The organism is Xenorhabdus griffiniae, from assembly GCF_037265215.1.
GTDB lineage: Bacteria > Pseudomonadota > Gammaproteobacteria > Enterobacterales > Enterobacteriaceae > Xenorhabdus > Xenorhabdus griffiniae.
This window is the reverse complement of the sequence record NZ_CP147737.1, coordinates 2,441,885-2,461,367: the sequence shown is the minus strand read 5'-3', so window position 1 is coordinate 2,461,367 and position 19,483 is coordinate 2,441,885. Positions and strand designations below refer to the sequence as shown.

At 53.4% G+C, this 19,483-nt stretch carries 7 protein-coding genes and 2 pseudogenes; 7 read left to right on the top strand and 2 right to left on the bottom strand.

Annotation, left to right across the window (positions count from 1 at the left end):
• Window positions 1-41 precede the first annotated feature (41 nt).
• The 5 genes and pseudogenes from WDV75_RS10600 to WDV75_RS10580 form a co-directional block, all read left to right on the top strand.
• Window positions 42-14,297: a hemagglutinin repeat-containing protein gene (locus WDV75_RS10600; protein WP_273558141.1), complete on the top strand. Its 14,256-nt coding sequence runs from the start codon at window positions 42-44 to the stop codon at window positions 14,295-14,297.
• On the top strand, window positions 14,297-14,500 hold the full coding sequence (locus tag WDV75_RS10595; protein ID WP_187655206.1) for a hypothetical protein: 204 nt from the start codon (window positions 14,297-14,299) through the stop codon (window positions 14,498-14,500). The genes WDV75_RS10600 and WDV75_RS10595 overlap by 1 nt, the downstream gene beginning before the upstream one ends.
• Window positions 14,501-14,641: 141 nt before the next feature.
• On the top strand, window positions 14,642-16,423 hold the full coding sequence (locus WDV75_RS10590) for a VENN motif pre-toxin domain-containing protein (RefSeq protein WP_273558140.1): 1,782 nt from the start codon (window positions 14,642-14,644) through the stop codon (window positions 16,421-16,423).
• Complete coding sequence (locus WDV75_RS10585) at window positions 16,423-16,626, top strand: hypothetical protein (protein WP_273558139.1); 204 nt, start codon at window positions 16,423-16,425, stop codon at window positions 16,624-16,626. Before WDV75_RS10590 ends, WDV75_RS10585 begins: the two co-directional genes overlap by 1 nt.
• Before the next feature lie 172 nt (window positions 16,627-16,798).
• Window positions 16,799-17,023, top strand: a pseudogene (locus WDV75_RS10580) (hypothetical protein); the annotation flags it as partial.
• On the opposite strand, the pseudogene WDV75_RS10575 reads toward WDV75_RS10580, so the two are convergent.
• Window positions 16,980-17,879, bottom strand: a pseudogene (locus WDV75_RS10575) (IS982 family transposase). The pseudogenes WDV75_RS10580 and WDV75_RS10575 overlap by 44 nt on opposite strands.
• 141 nt (window positions 17,880-18,020) lie before the next feature.
• Between WDV75_RS10575 and WDV75_RS10570 the strand changes: the two are divergent.
• Both WDV75_RS10570 and WDV75_RS10565 read left to right on the top strand, forming a co-directional pair.
• Window positions 18,021-18,944 carry a hypothetical protein gene (locus WDV75_RS10570; RefSeq protein WP_273572351.1) on the top strand — a complete coding sequence of 308 codons (924 nt, stop codon included), beginning with the start codon at window positions 18,021-18,023 and terminating at the stop codon, window positions 18,942-18,944.
• The gene (locus tag WDV75_RS10565; protein ID WP_273572350.1) at window positions 18,941-19,147 is read left to right on the top strand and encodes a hypothetical protein; all 207 of its coding nucleotides are present in this window, start codon (window positions 18,941-18,943) and stop codon (window positions 19,145-19,147) included. The genes WDV75_RS10570 and WDV75_RS10565 overlap by 4 nt, the downstream gene beginning before the upstream one ends.
• A gap of 2 nt (window positions 19,148-19,149) precedes the next feature.
• On the opposite strand, the gene WDV75_RS10560 is transcribed toward WDV75_RS10565, so the two are convergent.
• Entirely contained in the window at window positions 19,150-19,371 is a 222-nt protein-coding gene (locus WDV75_RS10560; protein WP_273572349.1) for a hypothetical protein, read from the bottom strand.
• Between the last annotated feature and the right edge of the window lie 112 nt (window positions 19,372-19,483).

Below are 19,483 nucleotides of genomic sequence, written 5' to 3'. Positions count from 1 at the left end.
AGTGTTGCGTTTATTTATTTGACCTGGACGGACATGGATTTATGAACAAACAGTGTTATTGCCTTATTTACAGCCGCACGCACGGTGAATTGCGGGTGGTATCAGAACTGGCCCGCAGTTGCAGTACCGCACCTGGGCAGCGTCGTGGTATCGGTGCATCGCGCTTATGGGTGACGGTGCGCCGCGCGGTGTGGCTGTTGGGGGCGGCACTGTTTGCTGGGCAGGCGTTGGCTGACGGTATTATCGCTGACAGGCAGGTACCATCTGGCCAGCGTCCGGAAGTGATAACTACTCAGAATGGTCTGCCGCAGGTCAATATCAATGCGCCCAATCAGGCCGGCGTATCACATAACCCCTACCAGCAGTTTGATGTCGGCCAACGAGGTGCCATCCTTAACAATTCGGCGCTGATGACCTCTACCCAACTAGCCGGGATGATACAGGGTAACCCCCGCCTTGATCCCAATGCCGCGCCGGCTCGGTTTATTATTAATGAAGTCAACAGCGATAAGCCCAGCCAGCTGCGGGGATTTCTGGAAGTGGCTGGCGGGCGGGCACAGGTGATTGTGGCCAACCCGTCGGGGATTGTGTGCAACGGCTGTGGCACCATTAATGCCGGGCGCATGACTCTGACCACCGGCAAGCCGCAGTTGAACGCTGACGGTAGTCTGGCTGGGTATCAGGTCGAACGAGGCGTAGTGAGCATTGAGGGCGGTGGACTCAATGGTGACCCGCGCCATGATACCGGTTATGTTGATATTCTGGCGCGGGCGGTGAAGGTGAATGCCGGTGTCTGGGCAAAAGCGGAACTTGCCGTGGTGGCGGGGCGTAATCGCATCAGTGCTGACAGCAAAACAGTGACGCCACTAGCCGCAGATGACAAAAAGCCCGAACTGGCGATAGACATGGGGCAGATGGGCGGCATGTACAGCGGTTATATCCGTATGATAGGCACTGAAGCGGGCGTCGGTGTGCGTAATCAGGGCGGGCACTTGCAGGCGGGGAAAATGTTGACCGTCAGCAGTGAAGGTCGACTTAGCTGGCAATCGAGGGAAGAGGAAGAGCCGGTCACCCAAGTGGTGGGGGATGTGACCTTGACCGCCCGGGACGGTATTGAACATCACGGCAAACTGCACAGTGGCGGGCAGCTTGCGGTACAGAGCCGTGATGGTGACATTCAGCAGTCCGGCACCCTAGCGGCAGTGGGCGATATTCGGTTGACGTCGGCTCAAGGCATTCAGAGCCGCGGGCATTTGCTGGCTGGCAGTGATATCAACAGTACGTTGAAGCATAAGGCGAATTTGACGCTGAACAGTCAGGGGAATGTCAGAACCAGCGGCCATTTGCTCAGTCTGGGTGATATCAGAATGACCGGCCATCGGGTGGATATCAGTCAAAGCCAACTGGCGGCCAGCCGTGCCAATATTGCCGCACAAGCCGATGGCGTTGCCCTGCAACAAGCCAAAATTGATAGTCAACAGCTTACTGTGAAAACCCTAGGCAATATCGACGCGCAACAGGCACAGGTACGTGTCGGGCGTTGGGAGATAGATGCCAACAATCTATTCAACCAGAAAGCGATCTGGTCTCAGGTGGAAGCCGGGGAAAGCCGTTTCACGCTGGTCGGGGCGCTGGATAACACCGGTGGACGCATTGAAGCGCCACAACTTAGCCTGAATGTCGGCTCCTTGAACAACCAGCGGGGGCATCTGGTGGCGCTTGACAAGACGGTGCAACACTGGCGAGTGAGCGGATTGCTGAACAATACCGATGGCCTGCTGGGTAACAATGGTGACCTGCGGCTTGATACTGGTAGCCTGAATAACCAGCGCGGCACGTTAAAGAGTCAATCGGCATTGGACATCATATCGGGAGCCGATATCAATAACAGCGAGGGTAAGCTGCTGTCCGGCCAACGGCTGACAGTGAAGGCGGATCGCAACATTGATAATCAAGGCGGTATATTGGAGAGTCCGTTAACATTGGACGTGACATCGGGCGCGGATATTAAGAATTCACAGGGCAAACTGTTTGGCCAACAGCTGACGGTGAACGCGACGGGCAGTATCAATAACCAGCACGGTACGTTGCAGGGGCTGTCGGTATTAAACCTGAACTCGGAAGCGGATATTAATAACACCAAAGGTCAGTTGTTGTCTGATCAACAGCTGACGGTGAAGGTCTCTGGCAGTATTGATAACCTGTCCGGAGAGATGCGGAGTGAACACTTGTTGCTGACGGCACAGAACCTGACTAATACGGAAGGTAAAGTCGTCAGCCAGGGGCGTCTGAAGCTTGACATCCGGCAGTCGATGGTCAATCAACACGGGCTTCTTGATGCCGCTGACGCTCTGGATATTCGTACCCAGGGGAGCTGGGATAACCGCAACGGCACCGTACAAGGCGGCAAACAGATTGATGTTTCCGCCCATCACATCGATAACAGCGACGGCAAACTGCTGGCTGATCAAGCACTGACCGTGAACACGACGGGCAATATCGATAACCAGCGTGGCACGTTGCAGGGGCTGTCCGCCTTGAACGTGACGTCGGGGGGTGATATCCAAAATGGTGAAGGCAAGCTGTTGTCCGGTCAGGCTCTGACCCTGACAGCGACTGGCCGCGTCGATAACCAGTCCGGCAATATCCAGGGCGAAGCGCTGGCGCTGACGGCACAGAAACTGACAAATACAAAAGGTAATATTGTCAGCCAGAGGCATTTGCAGCTTAATATCAATCAGGACATTGATAATCAGCACGGGCTCATTAAAGCTGATGATGCACTGAATATCCATACGGAGGGGCACTGGGATAACCGTGGTGGCACCGCTCAGGGCAGCAAACAGGTTGATGTCTCCGCCCATAGCATTGATAACAGTGACGGCAAACTGTCGGCCGCCCAAGCGCTGACCCTGAACGTGGCCGATAATATCGATAACCCGTCCGGGGATATCCAGGGTGAAACGCTGCAATTGACGGCGCAGCACCTGAATAATGCGCAGGGTAAAATCGTCAGCCAGAGCCGTTTGCGGCTTGATAGTCATCAGTCGATTGATAATCAGCACGGGCTTCTTGATGCCGCTGACGCCCTGGATATTCGCACCCAAGGCAACTGGGATAACGGCAACGGCACCGTACAAGGCGGCAAACAGGTTGATGTTTCCGCCTATCACATCGATAACAGCGACGGCAAACTGCTGGCTGATCACGCACTGACCGTGAACACGACGGGCAATATCGATAACCAGCGCGGCACGTTGCAGGGGCTGTCCGCCTTGAACGTGACGTCGGGGGGCGATATCCAAAGTGGCGGGGGTAAGCTGTTTTCCGGCCAGGCGTTGACCTTGAAGGCCGTCGGTAGTATCGATAACCAGTCCGGCGACATCCAGGGCGAAGCACTGGAACTGACGGCACAGGCGCTGACGAATACGGAAGGTAAGATCGTCAGCAAGGGGCATTTGCAGCTTGATATCCAGCAGGCGATTGATAATCAGCACGGGCTTATTAAAGCTGATGATGCACTGAATATCCACACGGAGGGTCGCTGGAATAACCACGGTGGCACCCTACAAGGTGGCAAACAGGTTGACGTCTCCGCCCGTAGCATTGATAACAGTGGCGGTAAACTGTCGGCCGCCCAAGCGCTGACCCTGAACGCGGCCGATAATATCGATAACCAGTCCGGGGATATCCAAGGTGAAACGCTGCAATTGACGGCGCAGCACCTGCACAATGCACAGGGTAAGATCGTCAGCCAGAGCCGTTTGCGGCTTGATAGTCATCAATCAATTGATAATCAGCACGGGCTTCTTGATGCGGCTGACGCCTTGGATATTCGTACCCAGGGCAACTGGGATAACCGCCACGGCACCGCACAAGGCGGCAAACAGATTGATGTCTCCGCCCAGCATATAGATAACAGCGACGGCAAACTGCTGGCTGAGCAAGCACTGACCGTGAACACGACGGGCAATATCGATAACCAGCGTGGCACGTTGCAGGGGCTGTCCGCCTTGAACGTGACGTCGGGGGGTGATATCCAAAATGGTGAAGGCAAGCTGTTGTCCGGTCAGGCTCTGACTCTGAAAGCGGCTGGCAGCGTCGATAACCAGTCCGGCAATATCCAGGGCGAAGCGCTGGAGATGACGGCACAGAAACTGACAAATACAAAAGGTAAGATCGTCAGCCAAGGGCATTTGCAGCTTGATATCAGTCAGGGCATTGATAATCAGCACGGGCTTATTAAAGCCGATGATGTCCTGAATATCCACACGGATGACCACTGGAATAACCACGGCGGCACCCTACAAGGCGGCAAACAGGTTGACGTCTCCGCCCGTAGCATTGATAACAGTGGCGGCAAACTGTCGGCCGGGCAAAAGCTGACCCTGAACGCCGCCGATAATATCGATAACCAGTCCGGGGATATCCAGGGCGAAACGCTGCAATTGACGGCGCAGTACTTGAATAATGCACAGGGTAAGATCGTCAGCCAGGGCCGTTTGCGGCTTGATAGTCATCAGTCGATTGATAATCAGCACGGACTTCTTGATGCGGCTGATGTCCTGGATATTCGCACCCAAGGCAACTGGGATAACCGCCACGGCACCGCACAAGGCGGCAAACAGATTGATGTCTCCGCCCGCCATATCGATAACAGTGACGGCAAATTGTTGGCTGATCAAGCACTGACCGTGAACACGACAGGCAATATCGATAACCAGCGCGGCACGTTGCAGGGGCTGTCCGCCTTGAACGTGACGTCTGGGGGCGATATCCAAAACGGTCAGGGCAAATTGTTATCCGGTCAGGCACTGACCTTGAAGGCCGTCGGTAGTATCGATAACCAGTCCGGCGACATCCAGGGCGAAGCACTGGAACTGACGGCACAGGCGCTGACGAATACGGAAGGTAAGATCGTCAGCAAGGGGCATTTGCAGCTTGATATCCAGCAGGCGATTGATAATCAGCACGGGCTCATTAAAGCTGATGATGCACTGAATATCCACACGGAGGGTCACTGGAATAACCACGGTGGCACCCTACAAGGCGGCAAACAAGTTGACGTCTCTGCCCGTAGCATTGATAACAGTGACGGCAAACTGTCGGCCGCCCATACGCTGATCCTGAACGCCGCCGACAACATCAATAACCAATCCGGGAACATCGAAGGTGAACACCTGCAGCTGACGGCATCACGCCTGGATAATACGAAGGGTAAGGTTATCAGCAAGGGACGCCTGAAGCTTGATATCCGGCAGGCGATTGATAACCAACATGGGCTTTTCGAAGCGGCTGACGCCCTGGATATTCGTACCCAAGGCAACTGGGATAACCGCCACGGAACCGCACAAGGTGGCAGGCAGGTCGATGTCTCCGCCCACTATATCAATAACAGCGGCGGTAATTTGTTGGCGGATCATGCGTTAATCGTGAATACGACGGGCAATATCGATAACCAGAGCGGTACATTGCAGGGGCTGTCTGCATTAAACGTAACGTCGGGGGGCGATATTCAAAACGGTCAGGGCAAGCTGTTTTCTGATCAACAACTGACCGTGAAGGCGGCTGGCAGCATTGATAACCAGTCTGGAAACATGCAGGGCAATTATCTGCAACTGACGGCACAGCACCTGAAGAATACCCAAGGTAATCTGGTCAGCCTGGGGAACCTGCGGTTTGATATCCATCAGGCGATTGATAATCAGCAGGGATTTATCGAGGCCGGTGACACACTGGATATCCATACAGAGGGGCACTGGGATAACCGTGGCGGCACCGCTCAAGGCGGCAAACAAGTGATCGTCTCCACCCACAGCATGGATAACACCGGCGGCAAACTGCTGTCAGGCGGTGACCTGACGCTCAATAGTGTAGGCGATATCATTAATCAGGCGGGTAAACTGTCAGCAAAGCAATCTCTGCGTTGGCAGGGCGGCCCGGACAGCGTATTGAACAATGACGCGGGGACGGTGTTTAGCGAAGGCATGATGTCACTGCGGGGCGGACAACTGACTAACCGCGAGAAAGGTGAGATTCAGGGCAAACAGGGGCTGAAATTGGAGTTGACGGGCCGTTGGGATAACCAGGGGGGAGAACTGACCAGCGGCGGGCGCAGCACGGTGAATGCGCTGAGCTTCCTCAATGCACAGGGAAAAATTCAGGTGCTGGACACGCTGGATATGCAGTTCACCCGGGCACTGGATAACAGCCAGGGCTACATCTTCAGTAAGCTGGCGCAATCCCTGCGTGCGGGAAACATCCTGAATACTCAGGGATGGATAGGCACCCAGGGAAGCTGGTCCGCCACGGCTGACCAGTTTGATAATCAGAAGGGCAGTGTGTCGAGCCTGCAGGATGCCATCATGGCCGTCAGCACGCTGGACAACCAGAAAGGCGCACTGGCGTCAGCAGGTGCGCTGATGCTGCGCTCAGTACAGGAGATTAATAACCAGGGGGGTAAAATCAGCGCGCTGGGGCGGCTGGATGTGCAGGGTGCTACCGAGGGATCGGCGGCCGGCCGTGTGCAGAACGCAGGCGGGAAATTGCTGGCGGACGGTGACCTCGTTGTCACGGCGCAGAGTCTGAACAACACTGACGGCCTTATTGACAGCCAGAAATCGGTGCGGCTGAACTTAAACGGGATGCTGGATAACCGTGACGGTAAACTGCAAAGCAACGGAGAGATGCAGCTTGATGCCCGGTCGTTGCTGAATGGCACCGGTTCGATAAGCAGTCAGCGGCAGCTTGGGCTGCGCATTCAGGAACGGTTGGATAATACCGGAGGAACGCTGAGAAGCAATGGTGACCAGCGGATCTCGGCCGGGCAGGTCAACAACCGGCAGGGACTGTTCAATAGTCTGGGCACGCTTGACGTCACCGCCGATCAGCTTGATAACCCGGATGGGACGTTTATCAGCCGGGGTAACGGCATTTACCGCATCAATGTGCTCAATAACCAACAGGGAAAAATCCATGGCGGCGGCACTCTGACCTTTAAGGGGGAAGCGATAAACAATCAGGCCGGACAGCTGATTGCCACTGGATCGATGCGGATCGACAGTCAAACACTCAATAACCACGGGCAAGGGAAAATTACCAGCCAGAACGCGTTGGTTGTGCACAGTGATCAGGTGAACAATCATGATGGCGGCTTGTTGCTGGGGACAACGCACACCGCAGTGACAACCCGTGAGCTGGACAACACGGCAGGACGTTTGCAAAGTACCGGCACGTTGACACTGTCAAACCTCGACAAGCTGGTCAACCGGCAGGGGAAGATCCGCGCTAATGGCGCACTCGACCTCAATGCGGGCCTCCCGTCCGTGCTGGCGTTGTTCAATCAGGGGGGACTCGTCCAGAGCGGGGAACAGCTGACGGTCAATACACGCGCTCTGGATAATACCGGCGGGACATTGCTCAGCCAGCAAGGATTGACTCTGGCTGTGCAGCAGGATTACACCCATCGCACGGGGGATATGATTAGCAGTAACGGCACGCTGACCTTCTCGGTAGGCGGGACGTTGACCAACCTGGCCGATTGGCTGTTGCCCGGCCGTCTGATCGTCAACAGTACCCACTTCATCAACCAGGGGACGCTGGCCGGGAAAACATTGCAGCTGACGACCGGCCGCCTGCGCAACGAAAATCGCCTGGAGGCCGATAGCATGACACTCACCAGTGATACGCTGGATAACACAGACACGGTGATGGGGGATGCGATTACCGTGCGCAGCCGGATTATCGATAACCACGGGCAGAACGCGGTGATTGCCGCGACAGAACGCCTGGATCTGCAGGCCGGTGAGCGCCTGACCAATCGGGATGGCAGCCTGATTTACAGTGCCGACACCCTGCACCTGGCCAGTGATGACCTGATTGAGAACAAAGCGAGCCGGATTGAGGCCGACGGGAACGTATCGATTGAAGCCAACCGGTTGAATAACCTGCGCGAAGGGCTTGAGATCGTGCGCGGGGCAGAAAAAGGCGAAACCCAATGGCATCGTTATAACTACTATTGGCGCTCTTACGCGTCGGGGGTGAATCGCGACAAAAATACCATGGCGCCGACGACCCAGCGCTTGACGTTCCGCGATAACGCCGCGGTGGAAAACAACCGTTACGGCACCCTGCTGGCCATTGATGCGGCCGGTAAACGGGCTCAGGTGCGGGTCAAGGATCACAAAGGGCAACCCTATGAATTGTGGGTGAATTATCTGGCACTGACCCCGGATCGCGACGGCAGTTACGCCATGACGTTCTATGAGACGCGCGGTCATCGTCAAAATACGGTGCCGACCCCTTATCACAACACGGTCTGGCGCGAGCACAACCGGGGACGGCTTGAGCAGTGGGATCCGGAGAAACATCTCGACATTGCTCATGTGCCGTTTGTGGATGATTACAACAACTTCCGTGAACGCTCGGCCACCGGCACGGTGACGCGGGACAAACTGGTGTCTGAAGGTATCGGTGCCCATATTCTGGCGGGGGGCACCATGACGCTGCGGATTACGGACGAACTGCTGAATGATGCCAGCACCGTCAGCGCCAACGGCGACCTGCTGACGAAAGGCGACGGCAAGGTCACCAACCGGGGTTATTCCGTGAATGAACGGCGTCAGGAATTCCTGGTCGACCATTACGACCGGGATACCCGGCACTGGTATCCGAAGCACCACAGTGATGAAACTGTCGCACTGGCGACCATTGATGCGATCATGACCGGGCACGGCGATGTCGCTATCAACGGTGCGCAGCTGGAAAATACCACGGTCAACCCGGCGCAAATCAGCGTGGTTGAGGCGGCTCAGCAGGCGGCGGAAGCCGAGCGGGCGGAATGGGAACGTAACCCGCTGGCGGTAACGGTGGCGGGGGTGGGGTGGCAAGAGAAGGGCAGTCAACTGGTGTTGGTTAACCAGCTGCTTACGCCGCTCAAGCGGGCACTGACGTCGATCGACCAATCTCACTTATCGGACGATCAATGGCTCACCTTGCTTAAGCGGGAACTCATGGCGACCGACCACCCTGCCATACCGGGTGATCAATTACTCACGCTGCTTAAGCGAGAACCCACGTCGACCGACCACCCTGTCACACCGGATGATCAGTGGCTCACACCGCTTAAACGGGTACTCACGCCGGTCGATCACCCCCTCATCTCGGACGCGCAATTGCTCACGCTGCTTAAGCGGGAACTCACCCCGGCCGATCAGCCTCTCAGGCCGATCGCGCGTCCCCTGACGCCGGCTGAACTGGCGCTGACCCGTCAGCAACAACTTGACCGGGTCGCCCCCTTTGTGCCCAATAACGGCCTGTTCCGTCAGCACCCGGCAGAAGGCAGTCCTTATCTGGTGGTAACGGATGAACGCTTTACCAGCCGGACCCGGTTTATCAGCAGCGATTACCTGTTGCAGCGGGTAGGGTATGATCCGGCGCAGGTACATAAACGGCTGGGTGATGGCTTCTATGAACAACGGCTGGTGCGTGAGCAGATACTCAAGCTGACGGGGCGGCCTTCCGTGCGCGGTGAAGATGCGATGGCGCAGTACCAGACCCTGATGAACAATGGGACGAAGGTGGCCAACGACTTTCAGTTGGTGCCGGGCGTGGCACTGACGCCGGCCCAGATCGCGGCGTTGCAGCAGGATATCGTCTGGCTGGTGAGCGAGACGGTTGAGACTGCCAGTGGCCCGCAGACGGTATGGACCCCCAAGGTCTACCTGGCCAATACTACGCTGCGGCTGACCGGCCAGGGTGCCCTGATTGGCGGGGGTACCCTGCAACTGTCAGCAAACAGTCTCACTAACGCCGGTAACCTGTTTGCCGAGCGGGCACTGAACATTGACGCGGGGCAGTTTCTGCACCAGGGCGGGGATATCCGCGCAGACAGTATTGACGTACAAGCGGACAGCCTGACCTTAAGCACCCATCTGCAGGATGCCCTGCGCCAGGCATCCATGAGTGCCCGTGAGCTCAGCCTCAGCGGGGGGGATATCCAGCTGCGCGGCGCGAAGCTGGAGGCCACCCGTCACCTCAGTCTGAATGCCCGCAATAATCTGGAGATTGCGGCCGCCAGAAGGACCACAACGGGCAACGTTGAAATCATCGCCGGGGCCATGGGTAACCGCACCCGTGATGGCATGGAAGAGGCCGGAAAACGCAGGGCGACCGTCAGCGGCGAGTGGCAACAGGCGCGGGGCAGTACGCTGAATGCCGGGGGTAACCTCAGCCTGCGTGCGGGACAGGATATCACGTTGCAGGGGAGTCAGGCCAAAGCCGGCGGTACGGCCCGGGTGCAGGCCGGCGGCAACGTGAACATTCTGGCAGAAAGTACCACCCACCGCACGCAGCTGGAAGCCAATAGCCGAACCTCGTCGGTGAGTAACCAGCGTGAGGAAGCACGGCTGCATCTCAGTACCCTGAGCGGTGACCAGGGCGTGACTGTTCAGGCGGGCGAAAACCTGACGGCCGCAGGCGCACAGGTTGACAGCCGGTCAGGGCATCTCGGTCTGAATGCCCAGGCGGTTATCATCAAAGACGTGCGTCAGCGTGTGGCGGATCAGGACAGTGAGCGCAAGCGTGAGGGCAGCACGAAAAGTCAGCGGGAAATGGAGACGGTCAGCGAGCGCAGTGTGGGCAGTACCTTCAGCGGGCGGGACGGCGTTTCGGTGATGGCGCGTGAAGGGGATATCACGGTCACCGGCAGCACACTGCACAGTGAGCAGGGCGCGCTGGCATTGCAAGCGAAACAAGATATTACGCTGGACAGTGCCACCGACAGTGACTCTCAATTCTCAGCATCCAGTGCGAATAAAAAAGGCGTGCTGTCAAAAAGCCGCAGCCATACAGTACAGGAAGACCGCGTGACCCGTGAGCAAGGCACCCTGCTCAGCGGCGACAGTATCAGTCTCACAGCGGGTAACGACCTGAGCGTGAGCGGGTCGGCGGTTGCCGGGGATAAGGACGTGACCCTGCAGGCAGGCAATAACGTGGCGATTACTGCGGCCACCGAAACCGAGTCCCATTATTTACTGGAAGAGAAGAAGAAGAGCGGGCTGCTCAGCAGCGGGGGCATAGGTTTCACTATAGGCAGTCAGTCTACCCGCCATCAGGTTAATGAAGAGGGCACCACCCAAAGCCAGAGTGTCAGCACGGTGGGCAGCAGTCAGGGCAATGTGACTATCACGGCAGGTAACCGGGTGCAGGTCGGCGGGGCCGATTTGGTGGCCGGGCAGGATATCAGTCTGACCGGCGACAGCGTGCAGATTGACCCGGGGCAGGACAAACGCCGCCGGGCAGAGACGTTTGAGACGAAACAGTCTGGCCTGACCCTGGCGTTGTCCGGTGCGGTGGGCAGTGCGCTCAATACCGCAGTCAGCACGGCCCAGCAGGCCAGAACCGAAGGGGACGGGCGGCTGAACGCGCTGAAAGGCACGCAGTCGGTGCTGTCCGGGGCACAGGGCTATCAGGCGTGGCAGCGCAGTCAGGCCGACGCCGCGAAAGCCGATGCGATTAATCAGGCGGGCGGCAACGCGGAAAAACCGACCGATACCATCGGTATCCAGCTTTCCTATGGCAGCCAGTCGGCGAAATCAGAAACCCGCACAGAGCAGACACAGTCACAGGGCAGTCAGCTTAATGCCGGGCGGGATATTCGTATCAAAGCCACCGGGGACAGCACGACGCAGGACAGCGGCGATATTCGGGTCAAAGGCAGCAGCCTGAAAGCGGGCCGTGATGTCGCTCTGGAAGCAAAACGAGATATTTCGCTCACGTCCGCTGAAAATACCCAGACGACGCGCGGTGAAAACAGCAGCAAAGGCGGTAGTGTCGGTGTGGGATTGACCGCCGGTCAGGGCGGCTACGGCATCAAATTCTCGGCCAGCGTCAACAAGGGCAAAGGCCATGAAACCGGCGACGGGGTGACCCATACTGAAACACTGATTGATGCGGGCAATCAGGTCAGCCTGACATCCGGTCAGGACACCACGCTCAAAGGGGCGCAGGTCAGTGGCGAGAAAGTCACCGCCGATATCGGCCGTAATCTGCATTTGCAGAGCGAGCAGGATAAAGACAATTATGATGCCAAACAGGAAAACGCCAGCGCCGGCGCCAGCTTTACTTACGGCTCAATGAGTGGTTCGGCCAGTGTCAATGCCAGCCGTGACAAAATCCACAGCCAGTTCGAGTCTGTCAATGAGCAGACAGGGATTTTTGCCGGCCAGGGCGGCTTTGATATCCAGGTCGGCGAACATACCCAGCTTGACGGCGCAGTGATGGCCAGCGCTGCCGATAAGGATAAGAACCGGCTGGAGACGGGTACACTGGGCTTCAGTGATATTGAGAACAAGGCGGAATACAAGAGCGAACACCAAAGTGTCGGTATCAGTACCGGCGGCGCGGTGGGCAGCCAGCTGGTGTCTAATATGGCCTCGAATAGGCTGGCCGGCACCAACAAGAGTGACAGCAAATCGTCAACGACACATGCGGCGGTCAGTGAGGGCACAATTACTATTCGCGATGCCGATAAGCAGCAACAGGCTGTCTCAGAGCTGAGCCGCGATACTGATAACGCCGCCAATGGCCTGAGTCCGATTTTTGACAAGGAAAAAGAGCAGCGGCGGTTGGCACAGGCGCAGGCCATTGCCCAAATCGGCACCCAGGTACTGGATATTTACAGTACGCACGAAGCGATTAAAGCGACAAAAACCGCCACGGAAAAACTGAAAGACCCGCAAACGCAGCAGGCCCTGAAACAGCAAGCCGAAGCGCAGCTGAGGCAAGAGAACGGGGAAATTACAGCGGGATCCATTGCAGACCGGGCGCATAAAATCGCTTACGACGCGGCACTCAAAGCACAGGGTGCGGAAGTTGGCGGCGGTCAGCGTCAGGCCGTGACGGCTGTCGTGACTGCCCTGCAAGGACTGGCCGGCGGGGATATTAAAGCCGCCATCGCTGGCGGCGCGGCGCCTTATCTGGCCAATGCGGTCAAGGAGTTGACCTACGGCGGTAAGCCGTATGAGCAATTGACGGCAGAAGAAAAAGCGACCAATCTGGTGGCCCATGCGATTTTGGGCGGCGTGATTGCTGAGATGAAAGGGGGTTCTGCTATGGCGGGTGCAACGGGGGCGGTCAGTGGTGAACTGGCAGCTTCGGCGATAGCCGGTGCGCTTTACCCAGCCAAAAATCTGAGTGAATTGTCGCCAGATGAGAAGGAAAAAGTCAGTAACTTGTCTACACTGGCAGGAGGGATAGCGGCAGGACTGGCAACGGATTCCACGGCAGGTGGGGTGAGCGGGGCGTCGGCGGCGAAGAATGCGATTGAGAATAACTTCTTAAGCTTTGATGAGGCCCGTGCGTTTGATAAAGAAATGACGGCCTGTAAAGCCGCTGGCAGCGATTGTCAGCCGGTCATTGATAAGTATGCAGCGATACACAAGGAAAACTCAGAGCGATACCGGAAAACTTGCGAAGAAAACTCACTCGTCTGTGCAGCGGGTGAAGACAAGCTCAAAATAGATGGTGGTATCTCGGCGGCATCAAGACCTAAGTGGTTGTATGGTTCGCTGAATAATGAGGAAGTTAAAAATGCGGTGCTTTATGTCAATAGTCAGGATGCGGAATATGGTAACAAGCATACGGACAATTGGGACAGGGCAGGTGCTTTCATTGCTGAACCCGAGAATGTAGTTGGTTTGGTGGCAGGAGGACGTTCTTTATTTAATTCAAATGCATCCGCAGGAGCGAAAGTAGTAGGTACTGGACTGAGTATGGGCGCGAATGCTGGTGTTCAGGTTTACAACGGTAATACCGGAGATAAATTTGATTATACGAGCTTATTCCTCGCGGGTTTCACTGGTTGGACGGGAACTGGCCGATCATTGCATACGAATGTCCAGTTAAACGCGGGTAGTGCCTATTTCAGTAGTCAAGTAGCAGGTCAGAACTCAGAGGCGGCAGTCGTTGGGGCCGCGTTTGGTACAACATTGGGTTACGGATTTGGCTCTGCAATTACACGTAAGTTAGAAGCCAATGCAATTAAAAATTATTTTGGGATGCCTGCAAGCCGAGACGCATTTAAATATGCAGAAAAACCTGTGTATTCCAATTTTATATCTGGGGAAGCTAATTTTGGTCCGCTTCCTGGTATATCTGGAGGATTTTTGGGTTCTATTTTCTTAGAAGCTAGTGGGGCTGAAGTAAACAGTAATATCACAAATGGTCAAACAATACGTGGTAATAATATCAGCAATAGCATGACTAACGACAAAGTAAATAATAAGGATGAAAGATAATGAAACGTCCTTTAATTACTTTGATCTTGTTGATACTTGCGTATGGGTTAACATGCTCATTTGGTCTTATAGCACTGGAATGGATTTTGACTGATAAAAATATTTATCAGCTCGATTGGATAAAAGGTTTTAAAATGGGAAGTACTCTCGGTGGAGCTGGCGGCGCAATTATTTGGTTAGCATACCGTTCTAGATGGCTTTGACTTCAAAGATCCCAGCCAAGCAAGGTGATGGTAAAAACGGCCCATTTAAGAAAACAGTATACGACCCGAAAGTATTTACAGACCAAAAAATGTTAGAACTCGGTCAGCAAGCAGCTGCTAGCGGGTAAGTAGACACAGGATGTGGCTGACTTAAGCCGGGATACTGATAATGCAGCGAATGGCCTGAGTCCGATTTTCGACAAGGAAAAAGAGCAACGGCGGCTGGCACAGGCGCAGGCTATCGCGGAAATCGGCACCCAGGTGATGGATATCTACAATACGCATGAAGCGATGAAGGCGACAAAAGCCGCGACGGAAAAACTGAAAGACCCGCAAACGCAATTGAATCTGAGTCGGGATGCTGAAAAGCAACTGAAAGATGAAGGTCAGGAAATCAATGCGAAATCGGTGGCTGACCGGGCGTATAAGCTAGCTTATGACAGCGCCATCAAAGCGCAGGGCGCGGATATCGGCAGTAGCCAGCGTCAGGCGGTGACGGCGGTCATCTGCGCATTGCAGGGCTTAGCCGGCGGTGATATCAAATCAGCCATTGCCAGCGGCGCAGCCCCGTATCTGGCCAATGGTGTGAAAGCACTGACCTATAAGGGTAAAGACCACTATGATGAGTTGACGCCAGCAGAAAAAGCCATCAATCTGATGGCGCATGCGATTTTAGGCGGGGTCATCGCCGAAATGAAAGGCGGCTCAGCGACTGCCGGGGCAACGGGCGCGGTGAGCGGGGAACTGGCCGCGTCTGCTATTATGAGTGCACTATACGGAGATAAAAATCCGAAAGATCTCTCACCGGAAGAGAAAGAAGCCGTCAGTAACCTGTCCACACTGGCAGGCGGAATTGCCGCCGGACTAGCTACTAATTCTACCGCAGGGGGTGTGGCCGGGGCGCAGAGTGCGAAAAACGCGGTTGAGAATAACTACCTGAACTTTACTGAAGCCCGTGACTTTGATAAAGAAATGACTGCCTGTAAAGCAGCAGGGGAAGATTGTCAACCTGTCATTGACAAGTATGCTGAGATACACCGAAAAAACTCAGAATCATTTAAAGAGGAGTGTCAAAGATATTCACTGAACTGCACAGCTGGCTATGAAAGGCTCAAGCTAGACGGTGGGATCTCGGCAGCAGAGCGTCCAACATGGCTGTATGGTTCTCTCGATAATGAAGAAGTCAAAAATGCTGTCTTGTATATTAATAATCAGGATAAGGAATTTGCCAGCAAGCACTCGGATAACTGGGACAGACTGGGTGCCTTTATTGCGGAGCCAGAGAATGTATTCGGGTTGTTCATGGGTGGCAAAGCATTACTGAATTCAAATGCATCAGCAAAAGCTAAGGTGACAGGCACTGGACTGAGCATGGGAGCGAACGCTGTTGTTCAAGTAGGTAACGGAAATACAGGTGATAAATTTGATTATTTGAGCTTCAGCCTGGCTGGCTTTACCGGTTGGACGGGAACAGGTCGGTCATTGCATTCGAATATTCAATTAAATGCCGGTAGTGCATATTTTGGTAGTCAAGTGACAGGTCAGGATTCCGAAGCGGCAGTGGTTGGATCCATGTTTGGAACAACACTGGGATACGGGGCAGGTTCTGCACTCACAAGCCAGCTAGAAGCCAAAGCAGCTAAAAATTATTTTGGTATGCCAGCAAGCAAAAATGCGTTGAAATATGCAGAACAACCTGTGTATTCCAATTTTATGTCCGGGGAAGTTAATTTGAGTCCGCTTCCTGGAATATTGGGTGGCTTTGCTGGTTCTTTTGAATTAGAAATGGGCGGTTCAGCTATGAGTAGTTATATCATGAATAATAAAAAGACAGATGACATAAAAATAAATGATGAAAAAATGAATGAGAAATTTATTAACCAAAATAGTAAGAAAGATTTAGACGTTAAGGAGTCTAATTAATGAAAACATCATTATCGTCATTATTTTTTATGGTATTTATATGTGGGATGTCATTTTCATTTATAGCAATATCGGGAGAATGGCTTTTAACTGATAAAAGTATTTATCAACTCAACTGGCTACATAATATTAAACTCGGTAGCCTAGTTGGTGGAGGAGGTGGTGCAATAATTTGGTTGGCATATCGTTTTAAATGGCTTTGAATTTGAAGATCCGTAACCGTCCGGTGATCTCACCTTGCTTTCTCAGATAAGCACAAAGTGGGATTTAGCTAAACGGGGTCTCAGGCCAGGGCAAGAGTTCATTTAACCGGTCGTGCGGCCAGGTGGGTAACCGACGGAGGACATCACGCTGGACAATCAGAAAGGCGCGCTGATGCTGCGCTCAGTACAGGAGATTAATAACCAGGGGGGGAAAATCAGCGCGCTGGGGCGGCTGGATGTGCAGGGTGCTACCGAGGGATCGGCGGCCGGCCGTGTGCAGAACGCAGGCGGGAAATTGCTGGCGGACGGCGACCTCGTTGTCACGGCGCAGAGTCTGAACAACACTGACGGCCTTATTGACAGCCAGAAATCGGTGCGGCTGAACTTAAACGGGATGCTGGATAACCGTGACGGTAAACTGCAAAGCAACGGAATGTATAAGCAATCAGTCCTGATACTATTTCCAGTAAAAAGCCGACTATGCTTCGGTGCCTTGAATGTTCTATCTGAGAAATATTTTTCAATTGGTCATTCACCGTTTCTATCAAAAACCGTTTTCTTAACATGACCTTGTCCCAAAGCGATAAAAATTTGGCTTTCATATTACGGCGAACATTCGTGATTAACGTAAGCCCTTCCTCTTTCAGTTCATCGCATAACACTTGGGATAAATAGCCTTTGTCACCATAGAGATGCCCGGTTAAACCTTTGACTCATTCCTTTACCGGCTGACGATCGTCAACATTTCCCGGTGTTAATTTAACGGATAAAATCTCACCGCAATCATCAATAATCAGAGGGAGTTTAAAGCCATAGAACCACCCTGTGCTGGTTTTTCCTCGCTGCGCGACACCCTCAAAAACTTTATGACGAGAAATACGTAGGTTATGGCAAACCGCGATTTTAGTGGGATCGATAAAGGCAATGCCGTGTGATTTTTGTTGGCGTGAAGAAAGGAAAGCGCATAACGGAATAAGGGCTCTTTTCTTCAATGTTATTATTCGATTGTAGCTCACCAGACTGGGGAAATCTGCTTTGAGGTATTGCTGCACATACTCAGTATAAAACGCTTTAAAATGACGATAATGGCTCATGTGAAATAAAATGAGGAGAGTCATTATTTCGCTGAGAGACAGGGAAGTGGCGCGATGACGCTTGAGCTGATTATTCTCAATGAGCTGTTGTTCCCAAAGGGGAATAAATTTTTGGCAAAAGTCATCGACGCAACAGAAAAGTTCTTCTAAAGTAGTCATAGCCTGAGGATCCCCACGATTTTGTTTTCTAAGCAAAAACTTTGATCGTGCCTCAGGCACTGAGTTCCTTTTTGTCTTTCCTTTCTTAAGCGAAGTTCAGGTTTCTTAAGCTTTGATGAGGCCCGTGCGTTTGATAAAGAAATGACCGCCTGTAAAGCCGCTGGCAGCGATTGTCAGCCTGTCATTGATAAGTATGCAGCGATACATAAGGAAAACTCAGAGCGATACCGGAAAACTTGCGAAGAAAACTCACTCGTCTGTGCAGCGGGTGAAGACAAGCTGAAAATAGATGGCGGTATCTCGGCAGCATCAAGACCTAAATGGTTGTATGGTTCGCTGAATAATGAGGAAGTTAAAAACGCGGTGCTTTATGTCAATAGTCAGGATGCAGAATATGGTAACAAGCATACGGACAATTGGGATAGGGCAGGTGCTTTCATTGCTGAACCAGAGAATGTAGTTGGTTGGGTGGCAGGAGGACGTTCTTTATTTAATTCAAATGCATCCGCAGGAGCGAAAGTCGTGGGTACTGGACTGAGTATGGGCGCGAATGCTGGTGTTCAGGTTTACAACGGTAATACCGGAGATAAATTTGATTATACGAGCTTATTCCTCGCGGGTTTCACTGGTTGGACGGGAACTGGCCGATCATTGCATACGAATGTCCAGTTAAACGCGGGTAGTGCCTATTTCAGTAGTCAAGTAGCAGGTCAGAACTCAGAGGCGGCAGTCATTGGGGCCGCGTTTGGTACAACATTGGGTTACGGATTTGGCTCTGCAATTACACGTAAGTTAGAAGCCAATGCAATTAAAAATTATTTTGGGATGCCTGCAAGCCGAGACGCATTTAAATATGCAGAAAAACCTGTGTATTCCAATTTTATATCTGGGGAAGCTAATTTTGGTCCGCTTCCTGGAATATTAGGGGGAGCAGCTGGCTCTGGTGTTTTAGAGTATAGCGGTGCAGCTGTAAATAGTAATATTACAGATGGTAAATCACCACCTAGTAATGACTTAGGTAATAAAATGACAGGTGATAAGGCAACCAATAAGGATGGTAAATGATGAAGCTTTCTATAACTTCTTTAATTTTACTGATAATTGTTTGTGCAGTAGCATATTCATTTATTTTGATATCATCAGAATGGTTTTTGACTAATAAAAGCATCTATCAGCTTAATTGGATCAAAGGGTTGAAACTTGGTTGCCTAATAGGTGGAGGAATAGGAGCAATCATTTGGCTGGCATACCGTTTTAGATTGCTTTGACTTCAACGATCCCAGCCAAGCGGTTCTGTAAGCGTGGTCGCGGTAGGAATAGCCGTCACTTCAGCTTGAATTCCTGCAATAATCTGGATACTGTTGCCACCAGAAGCACCACGACGGGCAACATTGAGGTCATCGTCGGGGCAATGGGCAACCGCACCAGTGATGGAATGGAAGAGGCCGGCGACCGTCAGTGGCGAGAAAGTCACGGCAGACGTGAGCCGCAACCTGCATTTGCAAAGTGAGCCGGACAGGTTTAATATCAAGGTGTCCGAGATCTTTATACCATATATGGACGCCCCAGTTGTGCAAGCACCAAGTTATACGGTTTGCGACCAT

Excerpts from the sequence above, each read along its gene's own strand:
- WDV75_RS10595 (WP_187655206.1), top strand. The coding sequence starts at position 14,297 with ATGAAACGTCCTTTAATTACTTTGATCTTGTTGATACTTGCGTATGGG.
- WDV75_RS10570 (WP_273572351.1), top strand. The coding sequence starts at position 18,021 with ATGACCGCCTGTAAAGCCGCTGGCAGCGATTGTCAGCCTGTCATTGAT.
- WDV75_RS10565 (WP_273572350.1), top strand. The coding sequence starts at position 18,941 with ATGATGAAGCTTTCTATAACTTCTTTAATTTTACTGATAATTGTTTGT.
- WDV75_RS10600 (WP_273558141.1), top strand. The coding sequence starts at position 42 with ATGAACAAACAGTGTTATTGCCTTATTTACAGCCGCACGCACGGTGAA.
- WDV75_RS10585 (WP_273558139.1), top strand. The coding sequence starts at position 16,423 with ATGAAAACATCATTATCGTCATTATTTTTTATGGTATTTATATGTGGG.